Consider the following 25,672-nt stretch of genomic DNA (forward strand, 5'->3'; position numbering starts at 1 on the left):
TCAAATCCTTTTTTATTGAATAGCAATTCTTACGTCCACACCTGCTTCGTTGGTTGTAGTTGGAGGCACACGTGAAGCACCCTGTGGCTCGATTGTCGACCTTCTGTAAAAGATTGACAATGTAACACGTGAACTCATTACATATTTAATCTTTGGTTCGAGAACTGTGTTTACTTTACCATCTTGAGGTGTCCCTTCTTCTTTGAAATTATCCATATTATAAACCACAGTTGAATTTTGTCCGTTAGTGTAAGTAATCGAAATTTCCAGGTCGTTTTTCAATGATATCCCGAATAATGGTAAATCGAAACCGCTCTTGGAATAACTCAAAGAAACATTAATATCACGAGAAAACGATTCGGTAATATTTCTTGTGGAAGAACCGAGAGAGTATGAATTTCTGGTGGTGTATCTTATCGTACTTTGCAACGAACCGCCCCATAAATTATCAAATTGGAATGTAATTCCCAATAACGGAGTAAATGAATAATCAACTTTCTGTGTTTGTATTTCCTGAATCCCGTCGGGATTGATTAACCACCCTTCGCTGTAATTGGAAGAATACGCATGATTTATCGTTATTCTTTTTGCAAACGACAGGAGTTCGTATTTTTCGAGGCCTGTCCACGAGAAACTCCAGTTCGGTCGCGGTATGTATTTGAATAATTTCGACAAAACTGGAATTTTTCCCAATATTGATGTGGTTTCGAATCCCCGTACAAACGCATCCGATAAACTTTGAGTAGGATTTTCGGAATTTTTATTATAGAGTTCATGAACTTTTGAAATTCCGTTTCCGAAACCGAATGGCATAAATAAAAATGAACGGTTCAAAGTACCAGTTGTATTGTAAACTTCTGCATAAGCAAAGCCATTTTCGTCGGTTTTGAAATTAATCGATTTATTAATTCCCCATCCTACTTTCCAGCTTATATCGAGTTGAGCACCTTCCCAGAGTGGTCTCGAGGTTCGCATATCAATATCATTTTTATGTGTATAATTATCTGTTAAATTGCCGAAAGGCGAGCGTGGACCAATATCATTTGAGAATCCAAGCATAAAGAGCCTCGATGGACCGTTAGTTGGAGATTGTTTGAATCCCCAGAAATTATTGAATCCTGTACCAGTTCCTTTCAAACCACCACCTGTATAGCTGCTTGATTGCGAAAAGTTAAATGAAATCTGGTCATAATCAATTAATAACCATTTAATTCCGAGCTTCAAATACTCGAGTACTACTGTAAAAGTTCCTGGAGTTTCGTTAAGTTCTGTCTCGTTCATTATATTAGAAATAAGAGAATCTTTAACTGTTGACGTATCTTTAAGTGCATTATCCTGCGCAATTTGTCTATCGACGTCAACTCCACGCTGTTCATTTGTTCTTCTTGTTCCTCGTCCCCGAGCTTCTTTCGACGGTTGATTTCGTTGCGCAGCAGCTTGATTGGAGTTGCTTTCCTGGAATAGTGGGGCAAAAATCGATTTAAGCCTTACTGTCATCCCTGCAGAAATTCTATTGGAATAACCTGCCGAACGTCCCAGTTCTTCCTGATTGAAATTATAAATCCAGCTATATGAAACTCCGTATGATGCATTTACATTAATATATCTGTTCAAATCCCAGAAAGTAGGTATTTTAGGATTGGTTCTGATATCAAAATTTTGCTTGTAATTAAAATCTCTTCCAAAAAATTCACCGTTAAAAATATCCCGCCAGATTTCACTTTCGGAACGTTCATACAGACTATCTTTTAGAAGCAAATAAGCCAGCGAAGACTGAACGTCGAAGTTGTATGCCATACTTAAATTTAGTAGACCACCTTCCGTAATTGCCCATGTAAATCCTGCATTACGCGAAGCCGTAAAATCTCGTTGAATATTTGGTTGAGTTGCAAGTGTTCTATTGACGGTATAATTTCGTTTGCGTGTAGTATTTATGCCTGCGCTGATTGTCTGCGGCAAAAAATAAACTTTCATTTCTTTGTAATCGGTCAGTAAATCAAATATACTTCCTATAATCGGGATATCGGCTGGACGGAAGAAAAGTTCACGGCTTAAATTTACGGAATATGATATACTTCCGTTCCATTGCCAGCTGTTATTGGTTAATATTGTTGGAGATGTATTTGTTGTTTTGTTGTAATTAAAACTGAATGTAAGGTTATTAATTAAATCTCGGATATACCAGATATCCGTTGGCACTTTGAATTTTACATTTGATAAAGTCCAAGATTCGGAAAAACTGTATGTCCTTGTCGAATTAATAAATTCGCTGATGGAATCATCGATTGCCTGGCTATCCCAGTTTTGTTCTATTAGTGCTTGCCTTAATTGATTCTGAGCTTCGGAAACTTTAATATCCGTTCCCGGTTTGAAAAGAGGATTCTGTCTTCTTTCGTTGCGGGAATAAACAATTCTAAAGTTACTACCTGCAAGATTTAGAGGAATAAGTTTTAATAAATCAAAATCGACTGAAACTCCCCAAGAAATGGCTTCGTTACGACTGCCAAAGCGATCAGTCAATTTGTGAAAATATGGGTTTGTTTGACTTGCATTGAAACTTACTTTCATAACATCTGCCAGGCCAAAAGTACCTGCAACACTATAAGCCCATCCGGGAGTATCGTCGGCTTCGAGCACTCTCAATTCGTTAATCCAGACACTGCCGGATATTTTCTCGCCCTGCGTCCCTCTATCTGCTGGATTTATAATCCCAATTGTAAAAAAAGAAACTCTTGTTAATGTAGGATTACCTCTGATCCCATAGGTATGTCCCTCTTTCCCCTCGACGGGAACTCTATAAACTTTATTAATATTAGAACTGTCGCGTCTTTGTTTGATAGCAGTAAGTTCCGAGAATAAAATTTTCACTTCATTCCAATTTCTGTTATCGCTGTCACTCTTCAATGGCTGGCGGTACTCGTAGAAGTTTAACGAGTCGGAGCCAAATCTGATATAAACTTCTGAGGAATAGTTTTCGGGACTTTCATAATAAGTCACACTACCCGGCATATCATTTTCATCGGCGTGCACGAATAATTTCATTTGTTTATAATTAAAGACATCGAGAGGTTTATAAAGATATTTTACAACTTCTCTTTTATCGCCGTCTTCCAGATTTTTTATTACGAGTTCCAGCGATTGTTCATTTTTGAAAATCTCATAATCGGGTTGACTTCTGTCTCTTTCACGATGAACACCCGGAGGAGAATGATATTCAGGATTGTCTTCCACATTTACTACTGAAACAGTTAAAACTGTATCGTCGTTTGTTACACGCGGTGGTTCAAGAACTTTCTGCCATTGATTACCAACGAGATTCATTTCAGCAAATCTTAAATGGACAGGACTATCGGTACCTGAGACCCAAAATCTAATGGTTTCGACAACTGAGAAACTTGGATCGCCGTATTTTTCTACGTAATCTTTTAAAGGTATACGAAAGAGATACCAGCCCGCATTATCTCCGCCTCCTTGAATGAACGGATTGGCTCTGTTTGTGTCTAACGGAATTTCATAACGGAAGTAACTGTTTACACGGTCCAAAGTGAAATTATGGTTGAGGTCCTCAGAATCCGGCAATCTTCCAATATCAATTGAAACTGCATTTCCCTGTGTTCCGTTAATTTGTGTGTATTCGGGATTTTGAGTAAGCTGGAAGAAATAGTTGTCACCGCTTGGATCGGGATTTGTCGCAGAGTCGTAATTGGGTTCCTGTGCGTCAATCCAGCCGTCAATTCCTGTGTCTTCTCCTTCATCAATAAGATCATTGAAATTTTTGTCTTCGGTATCTAACTGACCATTTGGAATAATATCTTCGCTTATTTGACCTAAATCGATATTCAACTTTAAGTTGGGCGGAGCGTTCTCAATTTTAACCCAAAATTCGATGAACTCAATATTTTCTTCGATAAGATTATTAGCCGTCGTCGATAAAAGCTTCATCATGCCAGCCCAGTTTTTCTTTTTGTCGCTTAAGTCGGGATTCCAGTTATAAGATCCGGACTTATCGGGAATATAAACAAAATCGAGAGCTGTAATTAGACTTTGATCCGGTGCTGCTTGTTTTCGATTACCATATAAATGATAAATTGTAACATCCGAAGGAGTACGATTGAACCAGTAAGCCTTAGCCTTATGATTCATCCTTTCTCTTTCTGGTAATGCATCGATAAATGGCAGACCATTTGGGACACTTATGTCTTTCCAGGCTCCATATTGCATACCGAGAGGAATTATTCTCTTTGCACCTTCGAAATCATCAATATATGCAATACTTTTGCCTTCGTCGCTTTCTATCGAACTTTTTTTCGTATTTGGGTCGGGACTCATGTAAGCATATTCGGCATTTAATGTAAGTTTGGAGATTGTACTGGTCGGGATAACATAATCAATTGCTTTTGTGAGAAATGGCATATCGAGACTCGTTTTGAAATCGAGTCCAAATATGGAATTGTTCAGCGGTTCTTCGCCTATTCTAACTTTGTCGCTAAGTGTCTGTTGATTTAAATTCAGAAATGAAAATCCCAACGAGGTATTACGGTCGATTTCATACAAGCCGCGCAATCCTACGAGAGTTTTGGAAGCCATCTGGAATAAATCGTTCTGTTCATAAGTTATTTTTAGATCGGCACCGGGCACAAGGGCTTCCGGTTTCCTAATAATAACCTGACCAATGTTATAATCGACAGTATAATCGATGCCTTCAGTCAATGCATTTCCGTTTAAGAGAACTTTTACAGAATTTTCAACAACATTGAATCCGATATTGTATGAAGATGTTACCGAAGCGGTATATTCGCCTGTAACTAAAAATTTATCTTTGGCTCTATCCTGACGAGCAAAGTTAACTGTTGTATCATAAACAGCATCGTAACGTAAATCGGAAGGCAATTCGGAAGGCAAATCGTTACCGAAAGGTTCAAGAACCGGGAAAATAATTTCGCCTGTTGATTTTATTATAGTTTTGCCCGGTATAAAATCGAAAGCGCCGTCGGGACCACCTGTACCGCTTTCGTCCGTTTTATCGAATCCAAATGCCTGTATTAACTTAATTCCGTTGTAATCGCTTTGTGCTTCGCCTCCTTCAAACTGATATTTAATATCGAGTTTAAATCCTTCCTTGTTAATCTCTCTTCCTCCGATTGCATAAATATTCTTTAACTGAAGCTTCCATGCCTTTTTAAATTGCGGCTGAAGATTTGGAGGTTTAACGAGCAAAAGGACAATATTAGCAGAACTGTCGGCAGCGACATCTTTAAGAAATTCACCGTAGTAAATATCATCGTCAGGCGAAGCGGTAGTACCTTCTCTACGAAATGCTACGGCAATTGCTTCTTGTTGTTGAATTTGAGTTTTAAAACTAATAAAACCCGTTTCGGGGTGGATTTCGTAATCAACATTTTCCTGCAATTTAATCCAACGGACACCAATTTCCTGGACACCGCTTATCGTTTGCTCTACTGTATTTCTTAAATCGTCATATTTTTCATTAGCTTTACGTGGTCGTAAATCAATAAACGCATGACCTTTTCTTTCATTCGGATTATATAAACCTGTATAAGTTTTCCAGACCTCAATTTCTTTAATTCTGAGAGAATCGATAACTTCAGGCACAAATTTGCTGAAGTATCGATTAAAAACATTTAGATTCGGATCGGTGTAAATTTCGTGGACGAAGAAATGGTTCGGCGAATAATCGTATGCATGAATTTGAAACTCCTGAGATTTTGAACCTCCACTAACGGAAACCTCCTGAGTTTCGCCCTTTTTCTGTGATGCCAGTGCAGTGAGTTTCAATGGTCCTAACTGGAAATTTGCTTTAATACCAAAGAGAGCTTCGCTGCCCCCAATCAAAGGCGATGTTTGGAGAGACACGTTTCCAGCTTCAATACTCTGAATAATTTCGTCTTCATAACCAGTGTATTTTAATTTCAACTGGTTTTCATATTGAAAAGTACGCTCTGTATTCCAATCGGCTGCGATGTTGAGTTTATCGCCAATTGTCCCACTTAAATTAATTTGTACCTGCTGCCTGAAATCCGGTTCATTCCTTGTATTACCGAGAGCAGAAGTAGTAATACCTTCGGTTGTTTCATTACGCCATGCGCCGTGAATGTCAACTGCACCCGCAATTTTAATGTTTATTTTAGGGGGTCCGAATATGCTGAATAACGATTTGCTCGGTAAAGGAATTTCAATGTTTGTTATATCGGTAATTAACTGGCTTAAATCTTTATTCTGCCCTTTAAGTTCATATTTGTATGCAAGTTTTTCCCATTCGTCTTCAGTTATAGATGCAAGCCGCAGTTTAATATAATCCTCAAGCGACATTTCTAAAAGTATTCTATATTCATCGTCGCCTATTAATTCTTTAATCAAAACTTTAGTTCCTGTAGAATCAAGTTCTACAACCCGTTTTAAAACAGAAGGAGATGGTTCAATAAATAATGGAAATTTCCTCTTGGGTCTAAACGGGACTACATAATAATCGTCCCTTTTTGCGCTGAAATATTTAATGCGTGCTGTCGAGTCGGCCGCCAATGAATCTATTCGTCTTATAGAGTCCTGTTTAGCTTTAAGAATTAAAGAATCCCTTCGTGATAATTTGGCTATTGTTGTGTCTCGCCTTAGTTCCCCTTCATCTTTTTCGGTTGAATCGGGGATGAAAAGAGTTTCGTTATTGGAGTATGACTTTAGAAAAATAGATGTATTGGATGGATTGACCAATTTGCCTTTCGGGGAGGCTAACTTGAGTCCTGCTGTTACAAATCCAATTAAGGTGATTAAGATTATTACCCGAATCAGAATATTTTTATTACTGGAATAGATTTTCAACCTGCAAATTAGTTACGAGAATAGTAGAATAATAATCTATATACCTCCCCTTTTTCCCGCTCAAAATTAGTAATTTTTTTTGACTTAACAATCTTTCTCAAAAATATTTTACCACTCCCCTCTCCCAAATCCCAAATCCCTAATCCCTAATCCCTATCAAATAATATCCTTCAATTCCGTTTTCACATCGATAGTATCGATAATATTACTCATATCGACAATTACCGCACTCAGTTTATTCCCTACGCATGCTCCAGTATCAATATAGACAGCATTAGAATCTTCTACAAAAGTAACTTCTGGTTGTTTTGTATGACCAACAATCTGGAGTTTACCGAGGTTTAGAAGCGGGTCACGAGTCCACATCACTCCTCTGTCGGTACTAATATCGGCTTTTATAAAAGGTACCAGCAATTCGAGATTGTTTCTGAAATCCTGCGGTAAGAATTTTTCGTAGTAACTTGAAATACCAGCATGAGAAATAAAACAATCATCCAGATTGAAATAGAGTGGTGCTTCTTTGATAAAATCGATATGCTCGAACATCTCTTTTTGATGATCTTCATAAGAAAGGAGTGTGGGTTCGTTACCATTGAAAAACCATGAACGAGCAAATATACTCGACGGTTCTTTGAAGAAATGATAAAACATATAGTCATGATTACCGGGGGTAACTTTAATGTTATTTTTAATTACGAATTTAATTACATCGTAACTAAAATTACCTCTGTCAACGAGATCGCCTACGGTGTAGACATCAATACCTGGATACTTTTCGGTAATCTTTTCGTAGAGCGCTTTGAGAGTAAAGAAACAGCCGTGGATATCACCGATTACTGCAATCATATATGATAAGTTTTTTTGGCAAATTCGGTTAATTCATCTCTGAAAGCAGGATGAGCAATTTCAATTAATGCGCGTGCTCTTTCTTGAATTGTCTTACCAAAAAGATTGGCTATACCGTATTCGGTAACAACGTAATGAACATCGCCTCTCGACGTTACAACTCCTGCACCCTCTTTTAAAGTGGGCACGATCTTGGAAAATTTCAAATTTGCAGTTGCAGCAGGAAGAGCTATAATTGGTTTGCCTCCTTCTGAACGAGCTGCACCGCGCACAAAATCAACCTGTCCTCCAATACCACTGTATAATTTTGTACCGATACTATCGGCACATACCTGACCTGTCAGGTCAATTTCAATGGCGGAATTGATTGCTACCATTTTATTATTCTTTGCTATCAAAAAAGGATCGTTAACGTATTCCTGAGGATGGAATTCGAATATTGGATTATTGTCAATAAAACTATACGATTTTTTTGTGCCGAGCACGAAGCCTGCAATTATTTTTCCATGATGAAGCGTTTTCTTTTCGCCGTTTACTACGCCTTCTTCAATTAATTCAATTAATCCATCAGAAAACATTTCAGTGTGAACGCCCAGGTCATTTTTATCATGAAGATATCTCAATACAGCATCTGGGATTGACCCAATTCCCATTTGAATTGTGGAACCGTCTTCAATTAGACTTGCAACATTTCGGCCAATTTTGTCATAAATTTCGAGTTCTTCTGGCGATGCGTTTGGATCTACCTGAGGTAACTCCTGCAGAGGCTCATCGACTTCAACTATATAATCGATCTTATTTATATGAATAAAACTGTTGCCAAGTCCTCGTGGCATTTGCTTGTTAACCTGGGCAATTACGATTTTCGCTTTTTCGGCGGGAGTTTTAATATTGCCGACATCAATACCGTAACTGCAAAAACCGTGTTCGTCAGGCGGTGAAACATGTATCATGGCCACATCGGCTTGTATCACTCCCCTTTTGAAGAGAAGTGTAACTTCGGAAAGAAAGATAGGAATAAATTCAGCTCGGCCTTCATTTACAGCTTTTCTTGTATTATGACCAATGAAAAACGCCTTGTGTTTAAAATGCTTTTCCATACCTGGTTCTGTATAAGGCAGATCTCCGACTACAAGGATATGATAAATTTCGACGTCGAATAATTCGTCTTTTCTTTTGACCATTGCATTAATCAGATTTAATGGTGCAGCACATCCAGGTTGGATAATAATCTTATCCCGGCTTTTTATAACTTTGACTGCATCTTCTGCACTAACTAATTTAGATGTATATTTGCTTATCCATGGAGCACCGGAAGCCCTGTTTTTACTAATTTGTTCTAAAGTCATAAAGCACCCAATTTTTAATTAGTTGGGAAAATGTGTAATCTTCTGTACTCGAGTCCATAGATATCAGCAATGTTTTCGTTCGAGCAAAAACCGTTATATGTGCAAACTCCCTTTGAAAGTCCGGCATCGCTCAACAGAGCTCTCGATAGACCATTATCAGCAATTTCGAGTATATATTCGATAGCAGCGTTAGTAAGACCATATGAAGCCGATCTCGATACAAAGGCTGGCATATTTGGAACGCAATAATGAATAACATCATGCATAACGTAGATGGGATCAGAAATTGAAGTGGGTCTGCTCGTCTCGACGCACCCGCCCTGGTCAATCGATACATCCACAATTACCGAGCCTTTCTTCATCGTTTTAACCATTTCTTCGGTAATTAAATGGGGGGCTTTTTCGGCTTTCATTTGAACTGCTCCAATCAGTAAATCTGCAAATTTCACACCCCTTGCAATTGTATATTCATTTGCAGCTACAGTAGTTATGCTTTTTGAAATCAGATCGTTAATTGCTCGAAGTCTTTTCAAATCTTTGTCCAGAACAATTACATGAGCTCCTCGGGAATAAGCAGTTCTGGCGGCATTAAAACCGACAACACCAGCACCTAAAATTACAACTGCTGCAGGTGCGACGCCGGCGATTCCACCTAAGAGGATACCTCGACCAATGGGATGATCGCTGCCAAGATATCGTTCGCCTGCTTGCACTGCCAATTGACCTGCGATTTCGCTCATCGATTGAAGTACGGGCAAATGGTCGTCCTTTTCGATTAATTCATACGCAATAGCCACAATTTTCTTTTTCAATAATTTTTCGATAATACTCTTTTTATTGACAGCCAGGTATAAGAATGAAAAAATTATCTGTTCATCTTTTAACAAATCGGCTTCTTCGTCCGTTAATGGTGCTATTTTAACAATCATATCAGCTCGTTGATAAACTTCTTCAACAGAATAAACAATATTTGCTCCTACCTGCCTGTATTCTTCATCGGTAAAATGACTTTCTAAACCGGCACCTGTTTCGATAAATACCGTATGACCGGATTTAACCAGAGTATTAACGCCCGCAGGTGCAAGAGCTACCCTCTTTTCTTCGTAATGTTTTTCTTTCGGTATTCCGATTCTCATAGGCTCTCTTTATTTATTGTAAGTAAAAATAGTTATTTACGATTCATTCCACAAATCAATTGACTGGCGTAATCGGACTTTTGCCGTTTAAAACAGCTTCAACGTTACGCGCTGCGAGCAATGCCATTTCTTCTCTTGTTTCTTTAGTTGCACTTCCAATGTGAGGTAGTAAGACTACGTTTTGCAATTTTAACAATTCAGGATTAATATTTGGCTCGTTTTCATATACATCGAAACCAGCAGCTCTAATTTTATTTTTCTTTAATAATTCTATCAAATAATTTTCTTCAATAACTTCACCCCGTGCTACATTCACAATTATTGCACTCTTTTTCATCAGTCTCAATTTATCTCGATTTATTAGATGATAAGTTTCTTCCGTCAGAGGAAGGTGAATGGAAATTATATCCGCATTTTTCATTAGATAGTCGAGGCTTACCTTTCTGCCTTTAATTTCGTTTTCAATGATTGTATTTTTCGATCTGTTGAAATAGATGATTTTAGTTTTGAAAGCTTTTATCCGTCGGGCCACTTCGGTTCCAATTTCACCTGCTCCAATTATACCGACAGTTTTACCTTTCAACTCAGTTCCCAAAAACAGATCCGGCATCCATCCTTTAAATTTTCCATCACGCATAAATTTTTCAGCTTCAATCAGGCGTCGGGAGCACGCTAAAATTAAACTTATTGTAAGCTCGGCAGTTGCATCGCTTAAAACACCTGGTGTATTTGTTACAAAAATACCTTTCATTTTAGCATATTGAACGTCGATATTATTGTATCCGACTGCATAATTTGCAATCACCTTACATTTAACCAGAGCGTCCAAGACTTCATGATCTATTTTATTAGAAAGGAGTGTTATAATACCATCGGCATTTGATGCTTTTTTTATAAGCTCGTTTTTTGTAATCGGTTCGCTGCCATTGTGAACGGATACCGAATAACCTTTCGACCTTAAATACTTATCGATTTTACCGGGGAGTACAGATGTAATGAATATTTTTTTATGCATAAGCTATCCGAACAAAAGTTTAACAATAAAGAGTGCTCCAAGAATTCCTGCAATATCGGCGATAACGCCTGCTAGGACGGCATGTCTGGCTCTTTTAATATTGACCGAGCCGAAGTAGAGCGCCAGAACGTAAAATGTAGTTTCGGTACTTCCCATAATTGTAGAGACCAATATTCCGATGAACGAATCCGGACCGTGAACAGTAATAATTTCAGACATAATACCGAGCGAGCCACTACCTGAAAGTGGACGCATTAGCGCCATAGGCAAAGCTTCAGCTGGAAAGCCAATTAAATCGGTCAAAGGCGAAAGCAACTTCACGAATAAATCGAGAGCTCCGCCTGCGCGAAAAATTCCGATTGCTACAAGCATAGCAACGAGATAAGGAATAATCTTTATTGCAATATTAAACCCTTCTTTCGCACCCTCTACGAATACTTCGTAAATTTTTACTTTCTTTATTATGCCGTAACCGATAAACACTAAAATTATTATCGGGATTGCAATAGTTGATATAATTTTTATTATATCTTTTATCATCTCCGCCGAAAGTCCATTTATTATCAGGATAAAAACGATTCCAATTAATAATAGAAACAGGGACAGAGGTTTGATAAACGACCCTGCTTCAACTTTTCCTTTCGATAAATACTCGAATATTTTTGCAGTAGTAATGCCAGCTATGGTAGCGCATAAAGCACCGAAAAATGAAGTGCCAATTATTATTGCTGGTTCACTACTTCCAGCAGCAGCCCTTACTGCAATTGCAGTTGCAGGTATCAAAGTCAGTCCGGCAGTATTGATTGCCAGAAACATGCACATGGCATTTGTAGCTGTTCCTTTATTTTTATTGAGAGTATCGAGTTCTTCCATTGCTTTCAGACCGAAAGGCGTTGCTGCATTGCCCAATCCGAGCATATTTGCCGATATGTTCATTATTATCGAACCGATTGCGGGATGCTCGGGTGGCACTTCGGGAAAAAGAAACTTTGTAAGTGGTTTTATTAATAGTGATATTTTACGAATTAATCCCGCTTCGTAAGCAATTTTCATCAAGCCAAGCCACAAAGCCATAATTCCAATCAAGCCCAGAGAGATATTCACAGCTGTCGATGCATAATCGATCGCAGCATTTGTAACGTTCTTCATTTTAAGAAAACTTACTTCCTCTAATCGAACAGATACCTCGGCTGTATCTGCAGCCTGCTTATTTTTGAATGTAAGTTTTCCTGTAATATCATTTTCATCGCCATCTGCGGCAGCAATATCTTTCCATAATTCTGGATCGCCCTCATTAACGGTAATTCTTATGTTGTATGAATTTTTCCTATCTGTCTGTTTATAAGTAATTCTATTTTTAATTTCATCCTTTATTTTTATTCTATAAAATTTTTCGTAATTCTCTTTCGGAATTATCAGTTCACCTGTTCCGTCGTTGTTTTGATTGGTGATGAAATAAGCAGGTAAATCTTTTCCGTTCATGTATTTATTGTTATGAAAATCAGACAAATCGTAAATCAGTGCAGAAGCAATTCCGATTGAAAGAAGACCAAGCCAGATATAATTGAGCATACGGTTTTATTTTATTATTTGATTTCTTTTTTGACAAAATTATAAATTAATAAACAAAAAAGGGATTTTTTTTACCCTGAGGGGAAATAAATGAAAATAGCTTTAGTTCAATATTCACCGGAATGGGAAGACGTCGAAAAAAATATTGAAAAAATCGAAGCACTTATTTCAAGTATAAATACGAATCTTGATCTGATCGTTTTTCCAGAAATGACGTTAACGGGTTTTACAATGAAACAAAAAGATTTTGGAGAGGATATAGACGGACGATCTTTTAAATACTTTATTGATTTATCGAACAGACTGAAGTCGGATATAGTTTGCGGAATTATCGAAAAGGAAAACACAAATTATTACAATTCATCGATTCATTTTAGCAATGGTTTGATTGCCGCCGTATACAGGAAAATTCATCTATTCAGTCACGCTAAAGAAAACAATTTTTATAACAGCGGCAAAGAAATAGTAGTGACAAAAGTCGGCGGAATAAGTACAGGCCTGAGTATTTGTTACGATTTAAGATTTCCCGAGTTATACAGATTACTGCGAAAGAAAGGCTCAGAAATCTGCATTGATATAGCTAATTGGCCCGTCGATAGAATAGAACACTGGCGAATTCTCTTGAGAGCCAGAGCCATTGAAAATCAATGCTATATGATTGGAGTAAATCGAACAGGAAACGACCCTTATAATAAATATAATGGTTATTCCAGCGTTTATGACCCGATGGGCAATTTAATAACCGAATTAAAAGACGAAGAGAAAATCATCGTTACAAAAATTGATACTGATTTTATAAAAAAAGTAAGAGATGAATTTAAGTTTGGAGATGATATCTGTTTAATCTGATGATTCGTTAATAATAAGTCTTACTCCGTGACGATTTGTAATATAAAGCCATATCCATTCTGTAATTACTCTAAATTTATTTCTAAAATGGATAAGATAAGCGATGTGTACAGCTCCCCATACAACCCAGGCAAGGAAGCCATCAATTTTCAATTTACCTATTCTGGCAACGGCTTTAGCCTTTCCAATTGTAGCCATAATCCCTTTATCTTTATAAACAAAAGGTCTTCTTTTATCTGGGTGAATTTCCTTTTTTATAATTTCAGAGACATATTTAGCCTGTTGAATTGCAACCGGAGCAATTGCTGGTAAGACAGTTCCCCTGTCGTTAAAATGAGCAGCGTCTCCAATAATAAAAACATTGGAATAATTTTTTAGTGTACAATCAGCTTTTACAAATACCCTACCATAGTTATCTTTTTCTGCTTCAATCTTGTTAATAAGATTATTAACCTTGTTTCCAGCAGACCAAATAATATTTTCAGATTCGATAAGTCTATCATCAATGAGGACGCCTTCTTGTGAAATATTTTTTACTTTTGTATTTAACAGAACTTCAACGCCCAATTTTTTTAATGCCAGAAGAGCTTTATGACTTAAATTAGATTCGAATGAAGGCAATAGACGGTCAGCTGCTTCAATTAAATAAATTTTTGAAATTCTTGGGTCGAAATTTCGAAAATTTTTTGATAATGTTTTAAATGCGATTTCAGCAATTGCACCAGCAAGTTCTACTCCAGTTGGACCTCCGCCAATTATGACAAAAGTGGTTAATCTCTTTCTCAAGCGTTGATCGTTAATGGTTTCTGCTTTTTCAAAAGAGCGAAGAATTCCTTCCCTTATTTTAATTGCGTCTTTGATTGTTTTTAAACCTGGTGCCAGATGCTCCCATTCTTTATGTCCATAATAATTATTAACTGAGCCAGGCGAAAGAATTAAATAATCATATTGATAGGAATCATTTTTCGTAATAACCATCTGTTTATCAAAATTAATATCAACGACTTCAGAAAGTAAAACTCTTGTATTTTTATAATCCCGGACAATTTCTCTTATGGGCACTGCAATATCTGCTGCAGATAGAGCAGATGTTGCTACTTGATATAAAAGAGGTTGAAATAGATGGTGATTATTCTTATCGATTATTAAAATTTCATGATCCGAATTCTTGAGTGATTTTGCAGCAGTAATTCCGGCAAAGCCTGCGCCCACAATAATAATTTTTTTATCCATATCCCACATGATGTTTACAACAATTAACATCATGGTTCAACAAAAAATTCAAAAGCTGCCACGGAGGGCAGCTTTTGTGGATTAGAGTGAGCTTTCGCCCGATTCTCCTGTTCTTATCCTAATACCGTCTTTCACGTCGTAGATAAATATTTTTCCATCGCCTACCTGACCGGTCCTGGCAATTTTAATAATAATATCGATCGCTGTTTCGAGACGGTCATCAGCACAAATCAATTCAATTTTTACTTTCGGAACGAAGTTAAGATTATATTCGGTGCCGCGATAAACTTCTTTATGCCCCTTTTGTCTGCCGTAACCTCTGACTTCAGAGACAGTTAAACCTGCAAAACCGGCTTCACTCAAGGCTTCTTGAACCTCGTCTAATTTATGCGGACGTATTATTGCTTCAATTTTTTTCATATTCACCTCTCTCTCTTATAAACTAATTCCAATTACGTAATACAGATTTTCGGTAGCAGGATTGAGAATTAAGGATCCAAATACCGGCAGTTCAAAGCTATCGGTTATTTTAATCGATTTACCTGCAGTTATGCCAAGATTTATAACATTAAAACTGTCGGTTCCATAATACATTGCATCGTCTCCAGGCGTAGCTCCTAAAAACAAATCGAGACTTACATCTTTAATCGAAGTGGAGTAACCAAGTTCAATATAAATTGGATTATTTTTCACATTATGCAAAAAGTAGTTGAAACTGATTGCAAGCGGAAAACTCTCTGAACCTCCGTAAGCGATATTTAATTCGATAAAATGAACTCCAGGGCCTTCAGGATCATCGTAGTTGTTGAAATTACCGATTTTTGTACCACTATTGGGATTCATATAATCGGTAAAACCGATGCTAAAATCGCCCGCATTTCCCAGAGAAACAGAATAAGAAATATAGAAATCAATTTCGTTAAGTGCAGCTGGATCGGATAACGGATAAGCTCCCCAAAATCCCGCTCCAAATCCACCGGCTGACAATTCTATTGTCGGTTGAATACTCGGATTGTTATTGCCCAAATCGCTTCCTCTCCAGATATAACGACTTACTATATCGGTGCCGACAGATAATTCCTGTGGTGTAATAAGACTGTAAGATAAAATCAGAATTGCAATAATTTTATATATCGATTTCATTTTATACCTCCGTAAAATTAATATTAGTTTTATTTAGAAACTTTTTCAAATTCAGGATAGCATTCCAGACCGTGTTCACCGACGTCGAGACCTTCGATTTCTTCTTCTGGTGATACACGCAAACCAACTGTTTTCTGGATGATCTTAAAGAGAATAAATGCAACAGTAAATGTCCATACGAAAGCAGATACAATACCCAAAAGTTGAACGCCCACTACAGAGAATGAAAATCCATTTATATCAAAAACACCTGCCATTAAAGTTCCCCATGCACCACAAACACCATGAACCGAAATTGCACCGACCGGATCATCAATTTTCAAAGTTCTTTCGATAAAAATTACACTTAAGACTACAATTACACCTGCAGTCAAACCAATTATTACAGAACTGAGGGCACTAACATTTGCACAGCCTGCAGTTATAGCAACCAATCCTGCTAGTGCGCCATTAAATGTCATCGTGGCCTCTGGCTTTTTAAAGATTAACCACGCAGTGATCATGGCAGCTAATGCACCTGCGGCACCAGATAGATTTGTATTTACTGCAATTGAAGCGATATTTGTAGTGGCTGCGGTCGTACTTCCTGGATTAAATCCGAACCATCCAAACCATAATATAAATGTACCTAAAGCTGCTAGTGTGATATTATGACCAGGAATAGCCTTTGCCCTTCCATTTCTATCGTATTTGCCAATTCTTGGTCCCAGTATTATTGCTCCAGCCAGCGCTGCCCAACCTCCAATGGAATGGACTACAGTAGAACCTGCAAAATCAATAAAGCCCAATCTTTCCAGCCAGCCGCCTCCATGGTATAGACCTCCCCATGCCCAGGAGCCGAAGACAGGATAGATTATTAATGAAACTATAGCAGAATAGATTAAGTATGCAATAAATTTTGTTCTTTCTGCCATAGCACCCGAAACTATTGTAGCTGCTGTAGCTGCAAAAACAACTTGAAACATCCAGAATGCAAAAACCCAGTTATCAGAGTCTTTCGCAAAATCTGAAAAGAAAAATCCAGATGTTCCAAACCATCCTGTTGGATTATCACCAAACATAATACCGAAACCAATTGCCCAGTAAATTAAAGAACCAATACAGAAATCCAATAAATTTTTCATTAAAATGTTCACTGTATTTTTTGTTCGGGTCAAACCGGCTTCGACCATCGCAAATCCAGCCTGCATAAAAAAGACAAGAAAAGCCGCCATCAACGTCCAGACATAATCTGCATGAGTTTGAACTTCAGCTATCTTTTTTGCAGTGCTTTCCACCGTTGGCTCTGAACTTTGCGCCATCAACAATACGGGCAAGAAAAAGAGAAACAAGATTATTTTCTTGGAGTTTTTCATAACCCCTCCTTGTTTTGTTTTGAGTAAAATGAGTTTAGTGAATTTATTTATTTAGTTAAATAGATTAATTCTTATTATTAATTAATGTTATTTATGCAATTTACCTAACTTTCTAATTTCTGCTTGCAAATATAATCATACCTTAATAAAAGTCAAGCACAATTTCTTATTTTTTAATACAATTTATATTTATTGCCTTATTTATTAAGGTTTGCTATAAATCTATACGTAATTGTTAACATATAATAATTCATTCTTAGCTTCTTCTGTTTAAGCCGTAAAATTTGTCAGTACATTTTTTTGCTTAGAAATTCATCCCTATTTTTCCAAATAAATTTTAAATGATATCGTTCGCTGCAAACTCTATCACTTAATCAAACTGGAATGTTAAAATTGTGTATGTAGCTGCAATTCATACAAACATTTCATTAACGTATCCAACCAGGAAACTACTTGATACGTTATTAATTCAACTCGGTAGGAATCTGTTGGAGAGGTCAAAAACTTAACAGTTTCATGGTACGTACAAAAATAAAATTTCAGTTACTCTTCACCTGGTCAAATTTTGTGGAAGTTTAATAGATATTGAAATGACTAATCAGATTAATCAGGCGTTATACTAAAAAATATGACGGGATAATAGGTAACGAATCTATCGTCTAATAACCTCTACCTGAAAATACACCATGAGCACGTGTAACCTTGATATCCCTGAATTCCGGGGCTTTCATTCTCAGCTCGAAGCGAAATCCACGGTAGGTTCCTAACGGATTCCAGATTAGATTAAATTCCCAGCAATGCAAATCTCTATAAATTGAAATTTGAGGTGCGGTGAACTGTTTGCGGTCAAAATCATAACTGCCTCTGACGATAAATCGCCACTTTTCTGTCAAACTGAAAGATAAGTTGACACTTAAATTAGAATATTTATTTACGACCGAAGGTGTCGTCTTACTAAGATTATAATTATAACCTAAACTGAGTTCCCAGGGTATTGTGTAAACTGATTTTTTTAGTTGTGCCTCACTAAGGCTATCGCTATCTGTCCCTTCATTTTTTTTATCATAAAATTTATCTGAGCTTAAATTTGTTGTTATAGAAAATGAAAAATTCGTCAAACGGAAAAGCCCCTTTCCAGCAGAAAGGAGAAATCTGTTAACTTTTGTGTTGCCTTCATAGTCATAAAAAGTATAAGCCGACGAGCCGTTGAAACTAAGATATTGTCCAATTTGCGTTCGATATGAAAGTCGTAAATCCGATAATTTATATTCTTCAGAGGCGAAATTATAGCCAACAGAAGCATCGATATTCAACAACTGAATTTTATTGTCAGTTGATTCTGAAGTATCCGATGGATCTTTTTGCATCTTCATTTCGAAGACATTGCCAATCGAAAGATTAATCGATTGCCTTTTACCCGAACCCGAACCGCCGTAAACTTCATTACTGAATTTATCGTATTTAATTATGTTTCCATTTGAATCTGTATAATAATCGTAATAGCCCCATGTATCGTCCGAAAAGTCGGGCTGATAAGTGTAGGATATCGATGGTCGAAGCGTATGTCTAAAAGCTTCGATTCCGAGTATATTCGGTTGAATTATACCATATAATTTTGTTGATGCCGTTAGACTCATATCGAACGTTCTCACAAAATTGTATTCGTTAATATCTTTCGTAATAAGCGTATCTATTTCATATTCTGTGTTTGTAGCAGGGTCGTATTTCTTGATTTTTACATTTTCAATCTTGATTCTTTTGTTATACCATTTTTCATTGTAATTGATTGATGGTGATATATTGAAATATCCAATTTTGGGAGAAGCATTAATTTGAAGTCTATGTTGAACCCCTGCTCTTTTATCTGTTTTGTCGTTCACTTTGCTCCTTTTATTCAGTAGGCTAGCATTATACGACACTCCGACTTGTTCGTACCACTTTTGGGTTCTCGGGTCTGAACTTTCACCTTTGAATGGATAGAATAAATTTTTTGAAAATGTTATAGAAGGAAGCGACTCGTAGATATCGCCGGACTGTAATTTTTGTGTACGGTTATAATTTATCGAGAGACTTGCGCCCGATTCATCCCAGCGTTTTGTAAATGTTGCATTTGAAATTAAGTTCTGTGATAATATGTCGTTATAGTTTATGCTGTTATTTTGTAAATAAGATGAAGAAGAAAATTGTAAATTGGCGTTCAGTTGAGTAGTTGGATTAATATTCTGGCTGTGAGTCCACGATAATCTCCAGTCGTCAACTTCGCTTCTCTTCGAAAGAGGGTCGGTCGATTCACCAATACTTATTTTCGAATAATCGGCATTAAATGAACCGTCAAAGGAATATCTTTTTGAATATCGAAAACGGCTATGAAGTCCATACCCGCCTTTCGTATAATAATCGCCTGTTAAAGATAAATCCATATAATCGCTCATTGCCCAGAAGTAACCGAAATTATTAAAATATTGACCGCGTCTAACGTCCTGTCCGTAGGTCGGTACAATCAATCCCGATTTTCTTCCCGCTTCAGAAGGGAAAATACCAAAAGGCAGAGGCAATGGGAAAGGCACTCCTGCAATATTCATAAAAATCCAGCGCGCAATAATCCTCTCTTTTTGTATTACTTTCATTTGACTGGCTGTGAAGTAGGTATGCGGAGTGTCGAGTTCACACGTGGTAAACATACCATGCTCAATAAAATAGATATTCTTCTCGACCTTCTTGACTTTTTCGCCTTCGTATCGAGAGTCACTTTCTCTGTTTTTTGCCATTGAAATAAAACCGCGCTGAGTTTTAAAGTTATACTTCAAAGAAGACCCTTCGTATACTTCGAGTCCTTCTTTGAGGATGGGTGTATCTTTCCAGCTTTGAATTGTAGTATCTGATGTATCTTTAATACCGAAAGCTTCGAGGTCATTAGTATTGTAATCGAGATTTATCAAAGCGCTTTGTAGTTCGATATCTTTATATCTAAGGTCGGCTTTTCCGTAAAGAAACATTTTTTTCGAAGAAATATTGAAAATAAGTGAATCCGTTGCTGAAGCATAAACCACGTCGTCAATTTCATTACCTGCATTTTGGGGAATAGTATCTCTGGGTGTTTCCGTTTGAGCATGCAGTGTTGAAAGAAATAATAGTATAGTTAGAAGAAAATATTTCATTTCGTTCTTCAAGTAAGTATCACAGATTATTAAATCTTGCTCTTTTAATCGATTCTTCAATTTTATTAATAATTTGTTCAGCCACACGCAATGCTTTTAGTCCATCGTAACCTGTAACAGGTGGAACGGTATCGTTCAGTACAGATTCTGCAAACAATTGAAGTTCATACTGCAATGGATTAATATTCACACTTTCAGGGCGTTCAATAATAACAGTTCTTTTTTTATCTTCAATTCCAATTTGACCTATTGGAATAGCTCCCGGTTCAGGAATAATTCCCTGAGGCATTAATCGTATAATTTCCGTTGAGCCTTCTATGAAATCTACCGAAAAATAAGTATCCTGCTGAAACATGCGCATCTTACGCATTCTTTTTTGAGAAATTCGGCTTGCTGTAACATTTGCAACAGCGAAGTTCTCAAATTCAATTCTGGCATTGGCAATATCGATATTATTCGATACGACAGAAATACCGCTAGCACGTATTTCTTTAATTTCGCTTTTGATTAAACTCAGTATTATGTCGATATCATGAATCATCAGATCGAGGATAACTGCAACGTCGGTACCTCGAGGATTGAATTGAGCCAAACGATCAGACTGAATGAACATCGGATTTAATTCGTATTTTTCGAGTGATACAAGTGCGGGATTAAAACGTTCGATATGCCCGACCTGAAACTTGAGTTTCTTTTCGTCGGCAATTGCCACTAATTCTTCTGCTTCCGAAATACGCGCCGTTATTGGTTTTTCCACGAAAACGTGTTTGCCATAGCCGAAAGCTTTCTTTACCAGTTCATAATGTGCACTTGTTGTTGCTACAATTACGACCGCTTCCGATTCGTTTATTAATTCATCCATATCCTGGTATTGTTTTACACCGAACTCTTCCGATACATTTTTCGATTTTTCGAAGTCTTTGTCGTAGACACCACACAATTCAACGTTATCGAGTTCTTTCAGTAATTTAACGTGAATTCTTCCGAGATGTCCCGTACCAATTACACCTATTTTTAGTTTATTCATAATTCACCGAGATTATTTTATTATAACCAATTATTTTGTGATATGCCCCGTAATCCGGGCTTTTATAATAAATGAAAATATGATATTCATTTACCGTTTCCCAAAAATTTCCTTCGAGAGAATACCAGTCGGGTTGTGTAATATCGTAGGCAGTTACATATTGATAATCGTAAATCCCGCGTTTAAGTTCTACTGTTAAAAAGAGTAACCCGTTATCGTCGTACATTTCGTACTCAGGTAGAATACGCCAGTTGTTAAAAGCACCCGTAAGATAAACAGGAGCTTTTATCTCTTCGTGTGGTCGAATTCTAAAGGTAACATCAAGATATTCTGCGTAATCGCTTTTGTAATTTGTAAGAATCGATCCCCCATTTAAATCTTCTTTTCTTTTATGAAAGAAATCGGAAGTCTCAATTCCTTCGTACTGTGCATAGACTTCTTTCCTGTTATAAATATCATAATTCCTCAAATCCGTTTGACGGTACTCATTACCGGGACGAATATTCCTTGCTACATATTTAAATTCGTTATTGCCATTCCATTCAAAAAAACACTCGTCATTTACATGTGACGGATCGATTATAATGGGATAGTCGATTTTCCTATTCTCAATTATTTCGACTCCCAGTATTTCCGATGCATAAAGTGTGTCAGGAATTGTGAATTCAGTATTAATCGATATAGTTCTGGCAAGTGATGGAATATCAGGTTCATCACCTTGAAAGCGTTCTTTGTGTAAAATTGTTTTCGGTTTTATCTCTGAATAGACCACATAAAAATTTCCTTCTGCATAAATAAACGATGGATCGTGTGAATCCGTAATATAGAACTTCCATTTACCGGAAAAAGGGAATGTGACATTTTTATTCGGGAAAATTCCGTAGTAATGATATTGTGCTCCTTCAATGTGAAGCGGAAGTCTTTGAAAATTTAGATAATATTCCGTGTTATATCTTTGATTTAATAAGAAGACATTTTCATAAGGTTTCCAATCTTTGTCGCAGAAGCGGAAAACAATATTCAAACTGGGAACTTCCTTGGCATTAATGTCGAATTCGATTGTAATAGTCTGAATCGGTCTGGCGTATGCATCGATTAAAGGAAAAGAAGTTTCGTCCCCGGTAGAATAAACTTTCAAGCTTTTAATCTCGAAATCGGCAGCGTCAATTACTCTATAAAACAGGAGTAAAAATATCAGAAAATTTCTACGCATTTTATCGAGCTAAATGGTACGAATATATTGAATGTTTTATCTTCTCTTTTGGCCTCGAGTAAAAGTCCATCGTCAAAGGCACCGACTAATTTTCCGGTCTTAAATACTATTTCGTAAAATGCCGGATGTTCAGAATCTTCCTTGCCGTAGACTACACCGTAGTTTTCATTCATTGTAATGTTGAGAATTTTGCCTGTAAAGTCAGACCAGTTGAGTTTCATATTAATTATTCCCAAATATTTTTTACACGAAGTTAAAACTATATAAAAAAGCAAACTTTTACAATTAAATGGCAACTAACTGGATTCAATAAATCTTTAGAATTGAGAAATGCGTTATGAGATAATAACATGTTTTTGGTCTTTGAATAAAAAATCCCGCCGATGGCGGGATCCTTAATAAAGGGTGAATATTCCTCCCGTTAAAATCAAGATTACCTCTCTTTTACGATGATATCTCCTCCCGAAGTTGTAGCATACAATTTATTGCCTCCTTTATTAAAACGTGCTTCATATTTATCTCTTTTAACTGAAATTACTTTAGCATTCGGATAGTCACAGTCAATATTACCGCCCCAACTTTCCAGGAGGACATCGGCATCGATGTTTAAAGGTAAATTAATAATTATATCGCCACCAGATGTGGAAGCATTAATACCTTTGAATTCTCCGGTAAGGTCGACCATAATATCTCCGCCTGAAGTTTCTGCATTGAGGTAACCATCATGCGAGTTAATTCTAATATCGCCTCCTGAAGTTGAAACTTCCAAATTACCATCAACCGATTTAACTGTTATATCGCCGCCGGAAGTTGAAGCGGAAACATTGCCATGATTTTTATCGATAACTATATCGCCACCGGAGGTTTCTGCCAGAAGCTTCCCTTTCGTATTAACAATTTTAATATCTCCGCCGGAAGTTTCGAGTCTTTTATCTCCATTTACCGAATAGATTTCAATATCACCACCCGAAGTTTCAATTTCTACTTTGAAATCTGAAGGGGTCTTTACATCGACAAGCGTGCCTCCCATACTATTGAACCAATCGAAAAATCCATTCCGTTTTTTCTTAACTATCACTTTTATTCCATCTTCAGTCTTTTCAAAATCCACTTTTACCTTTGAAGCAGCTTTTTTACTCCCTTTTACCGTTACTTCAACTCGACTTTGGTCCCACGAGGAGACTTTTACATCGCTGCCGGAAGCTTCAACGTAAAGAAGTTCGCCGGCTGAAACATCGAAAGTTTTCTCGGCTATTATATTTTGCGCCTTCAAGTAACTGAACGATAAGAACAACAGACTTAAAATTGCTAATGTTTTTGTCATCTGTCTCATTTTGTCATCTCCAGCTTATTTTATATTTTTTGAAAGTATTTTTAATTCACACTGTTTTAGACTTGTTAAGGATGTAAAAGTTATACTATGGCGGTAAAATTTTTTATTGTGTTTATTGGAGCCGGTTTTGGAGGAAGTCTTCGTTATTACGTATCGGCGATTTTTTACAAAATATTTCCAGTTTTATTTCCGGTTGGAACGCTGGCAGTTAATTTTCTGGGGAGCTTTATTCTTGGATTATTAATTTATGGATTAGACGAACGCGAATTGTTGTCGTCAAATATGAAGTTATTACTCGGCGTGGGATTTTGCGGAGGATTTACAACTTTTTCTACCTTCTCGCTTGAAACTTTGAATCTATTGAAAGAATCGCAATTTCTTTTAGCCGGATTAAATATATTCCTGAATGTATCGATATCACTCATCGGAGTATATACAGCATACATTATAACGAGGTAAAAGATGCGAATTTCAGGCGAAGCAAAACTTCTCAGAATTTTCGTTGGTGAATCCGACAAAAGCGGTACAATTACAGTTTATGAAAAGATAGTTCTCGAAGCACGTAAGTCGAATTTAGCTGGTGCCACTGTTTATAAAGGAATAATGGGATTCGGAGGTTCCAGTAGAATTCACACGGCTAAGTTTCTACGCCTCTCTGAAGACCTTCCACTTGTTATCGAAATAGTGGACGAAGCCGAAAAAATCGAAAATTTTATTCCAATAGTCGAAAAAATTTTCGAGGAATCAAATTCAGGTGGTTTGATTACATTAGAACGAGCTGAAATAATCAAGTACACAGCAAACAAATGAAAATTATTCGGAATTCATTCTTCTTTTTGTTCCTATCTGTCCATATACTTTTTTCTCAAAATGCTAATCCGTATAATCTCGACCAGTTCGCAAAAGAAACCACCGACTTTATTAAGGTTCCTTTTAATGCCAACAAGAACGACTTTCTTATTCTCGGAATTATAAGTGCGGGCACTTACCTATCAATGCAAATTGACCAACCGGTAAGAGATGTCGTGTTAAAAAATCAAAAATACCATTCTTCTCTACCAATGAAATTCGGGAAAATGTGGGGTGAACTTTATATGGCTCCAGCTATTGCACTTTTGACCGGTTTGTACGGCAATTTATCGGGCAATAAAACGTATTCGAAAATCGGTTTTGAAATCGCTCAAACAATTCTCTATTCAGGAATGATTACAGGATTTATTAAAATTGCAGCCGGGCGCGCAAGACCTTTTACTGACAAAGGTTCATCATTCTATAAACCATTTACTTTTTTTAATGACGATTACCATTCACTGCCTTCGGGGCATGCTACTCTTGCATTTGGACTTTCTACCGTCCTTTCAAATAATACAGAATCGGACTACTTAAAAATTCTTTTTTATCTCCCTGCAATATTAACCACAATATCGCGAGTTTATCACGACAATCACTGGACTTCTGACGTTCTGCTCGGTGCTGCTGTTGGATATTTCACCGCCCGCTGGATTTATAATAAACACCACAATTACAATTCGAACACAAAAATTGGTTTAATGCAAGACGAGCAATTCAACTGGATTTATATAAAAATTAATTTTTAATTCTTGGGGGA

General features: G+C 36.9%; 19 protein-coding genes. 4 read left to right on the plus strand and 15 right to left on the minus strand.

The window, feature by feature from the left end:
- Nucleotides 1–12 precede the first annotated feature (12 nt).
- The 6 genes from sov to ACUN8G_RS04870 all read right to left on the minus strand — a co-directional run bounded on the left by sov (nucleotide 13) and on the right by ACUN8G_RS04870 (nucleotide 12,752).
- Nucleotides 13–6,726, minus strand: coding sequence for a T9SS outer membrane translocon Sov/SprA (sov, locus tag ACUN8G_RS04845; protein WP_437346000.1), 6,714 nt, complete (start codon nucleotides 6,724–6,726; stop codon nucleotides 13–15).
- Nucleotides 6,727–6,990: 264 nt separating this feature from the next.
- A complete protein-coding gene (locus tag ACUN8G_RS04850) occupies nucleotides 6,991–7,680 on the minus strand; it encodes a metallophosphoesterase (protein WP_437346001.1) in 690 nt (229 codons plus the stop codon).
- Nucleotides 7,677–9,029, minus strand: a complete 1,353-nt coding sequence (locus tag ACUN8G_RS04855; RefSeq protein WP_437346002.1) for an acetyl-CoA hydrolase/transferase family protein — start codon at nucleotides 9,027–9,029, stop codon at nucleotides 7,677–7,679. Before ACUN8G_RS04855 ends, ACUN8G_RS04850 begins: the two co-directional genes overlap by 4 nt.
- Before the next feature lie 14 nt (nucleotides 9,030–9,043).
- Nucleotides 9,044–10,165, minus strand: coding sequence for an alanine dehydrogenase (locus ACUN8G_RS04860; RefSeq protein ID WP_437346003.1), 1,122 nt, complete (start codon nucleotides 10,163–10,165; stop codon nucleotides 9,044–9,046).
- Nucleotides 10,166–10,220: 55 nt separating this feature from the next.
- The gene (locus ACUN8G_RS04865; RefSeq protein WP_437346004.1) at nucleotides 10,221–11,180 is read right to left on the minus strand and encodes a 2-hydroxyacid dehydrogenase; all 960 of its coding nucleotides are present in this window, start codon (nucleotides 11,178–11,180) and stop codon (nucleotides 10,221–10,223) included.
- A 3-nt stretch (nucleotides 11,181–11,183) separates the two neighbouring features.
- Nucleotides 11,184–12,752 carry a spore maturation protein gene (locus ACUN8G_RS04870; RefSeq protein WP_437346005.1) on the minus strand — a complete coding sequence of 523 codons (1,569 nt, stop codon included), beginning with the start codon at nucleotides 12,750–12,752 and terminating at the stop codon, nucleotides 11,184–11,186.
- Nucleotides 12,753–12,842: 90 nt separating this feature from the next.
- Here ACUN8G_RS04870 and ACUN8G_RS04875 point away from each other — a divergent pair, with 90 nt between their 5' ends.
- Nucleotides 12,843–13,601, plus strand: a complete 759-nt coding sequence (locus ACUN8G_RS04875) for a nitrilase-related carbon-nitrogen hydrolase (RefSeq protein WP_437346006.1) — start codon at nucleotides 12,843–12,845, stop codon at nucleotides 13,599–13,601.
- Here ACUN8G_RS04875 and ACUN8G_RS04880 read toward each other — a convergent pair.
- The 9 genes from ACUN8G_RS04880 to ACUN8G_RS04920 form a co-directional block, all read right to left on the minus strand.
- A complete protein-coding gene (locus ACUN8G_RS04880; RefSeq protein ID WP_437346007.1) occupies nucleotides 13,593–14,834 on the minus strand; it encodes an NAD(P)/FAD-dependent oxidoreductase in 1,242 nt (413 codons plus the stop codon). The two genes, ACUN8G_RS04875 and ACUN8G_RS04880, sit on opposite strands and share 9 nt — an antisense overlap.
- An 81-nt stretch (nucleotides 14,835–14,915) precedes the next feature.
- The gene (locus ACUN8G_RS04885; RefSeq protein ID WP_437346008.1) at nucleotides 14,916–15,254 is read right to left on the minus strand and encodes a P-II family nitrogen regulator; all 339 of its coding nucleotides are present in this window, start codon (nucleotides 15,252–15,254) and stop codon (nucleotides 14,916–14,918) included.
- Between the two features lie 15 nt (nucleotides 15,255–15,269).
- Entirely contained in the window at nucleotides 15,270–15,977 is a 708-nt protein-coding gene (locus tag ACUN8G_RS04890; protein ID WP_437346009.1) for a TorF family putative porin, read from the minus strand.
- Nucleotides 15,978–16,006: 29 nt separating this feature from the next.
- On the minus strand, nucleotides 16,007–17,332 hold the full coding sequence (locus ACUN8G_RS04895) for an ammonium transporter (protein ID WP_437346010.1): 1,326 nt from the start codon (nucleotides 17,330–17,332) through the stop codon (nucleotides 16,007–16,009).
- A 659-nt stretch (nucleotides 17,333–17,991) separates the two neighbouring features.
- Nucleotides 17,992–20,490, minus strand: a complete 2,499-nt coding sequence (locus ACUN8G_RS04900) for a putative LPS assembly protein LptD (protein WP_437346011.1) — start codon at nucleotides 20,488–20,490, stop codon at nucleotides 17,992–17,994.
- A gap of 19 nt (nucleotides 20,491–20,509) precedes the next feature.
- Nucleotides 20,510–21,517, minus strand: a complete 1,008-nt coding sequence (locus ACUN8G_RS04905; RefSeq protein ID WP_437346012.1) for a Gfo/Idh/MocA family protein — start codon at nucleotides 21,515–21,517, stop codon at nucleotides 20,510–20,512.
- Nucleotides 21,510–22,730, minus strand: coding sequence for a type IX secretion system plug protein (locus ACUN8G_RS04910; RefSeq protein ID WP_437346013.1), 1,221 nt, complete (start codon nucleotides 22,728–22,730; stop codon nucleotides 21,510–21,512). The genes ACUN8G_RS04905 and ACUN8G_RS04910 overlap by 8 nt, the downstream gene beginning before the upstream one ends.
- The gene (locus ACUN8G_RS04915) at nucleotides 22,712–22,951 is read right to left on the minus strand and encodes a hypothetical protein (RefSeq protein WP_437346014.1); all 240 of its coding nucleotides are present in this window, start codon (nucleotides 22,949–22,951) and stop codon (nucleotides 22,712–22,714) included. The genes ACUN8G_RS04910 and ACUN8G_RS04915 overlap by 19 nt, the downstream gene beginning before the upstream one ends.
- Nucleotides 22,952–23,163: 212 nt before the next feature.
- Complete coding sequence (locus tag ACUN8G_RS04920) at nucleotides 23,164–24,063, minus strand: DUF4097 family beta strand repeat-containing protein (protein WP_437346015.1); 900 nt, start codon at nucleotides 24,061–24,063, stop codon at nucleotides 23,164–23,166.
- An 87-nt stretch (nucleotides 24,064–24,150) separates the two neighbouring features.
- Between ACUN8G_RS04920 and crcB the strand changes: the two genes are divergently transcribed.
- From crcB to ACUN8G_RS04935, 3 genes are read left to right on the plus strand one after another with little or no spacing between them, the layout of a single operon-like run.
- Complete coding sequence (crcB, locus tag ACUN8G_RS04925; protein WP_437346016.1) at nucleotides 24,151–24,522, plus strand: fluoride efflux transporter CrcB; 372 nt, start codon at nucleotides 24,151–24,153, stop codon at nucleotides 24,520–24,522.
- Nucleotides 24,523–24,525: 3 nt separating this feature from the next.
- Nucleotides 24,526–24,873 carry a DUF190 domain-containing protein gene (locus ACUN8G_RS04930; RefSeq protein ID WP_437346017.1) on the plus strand — a complete coding sequence of 116 codons (348 nt, stop codon included), beginning with the start codon at nucleotides 24,526–24,528 and terminating at the stop codon, nucleotides 24,871–24,873.
- Complete coding sequence (locus ACUN8G_RS04935; protein WP_437346018.1) at nucleotides 24,870–25,661, plus strand: phosphatase PAP2 family protein; 792 nt, start codon at nucleotides 24,870–24,872, stop codon at nucleotides 25,659–25,661. Before ACUN8G_RS04930 ends, ACUN8G_RS04935 begins: the two co-directional genes overlap by 4 nt.
- Nucleotides 25,662–25,672: the final 11 nt, after the last annotated feature.

This window comes from Melioribacter sulfuriphilus (assembly GCF_052656625.1).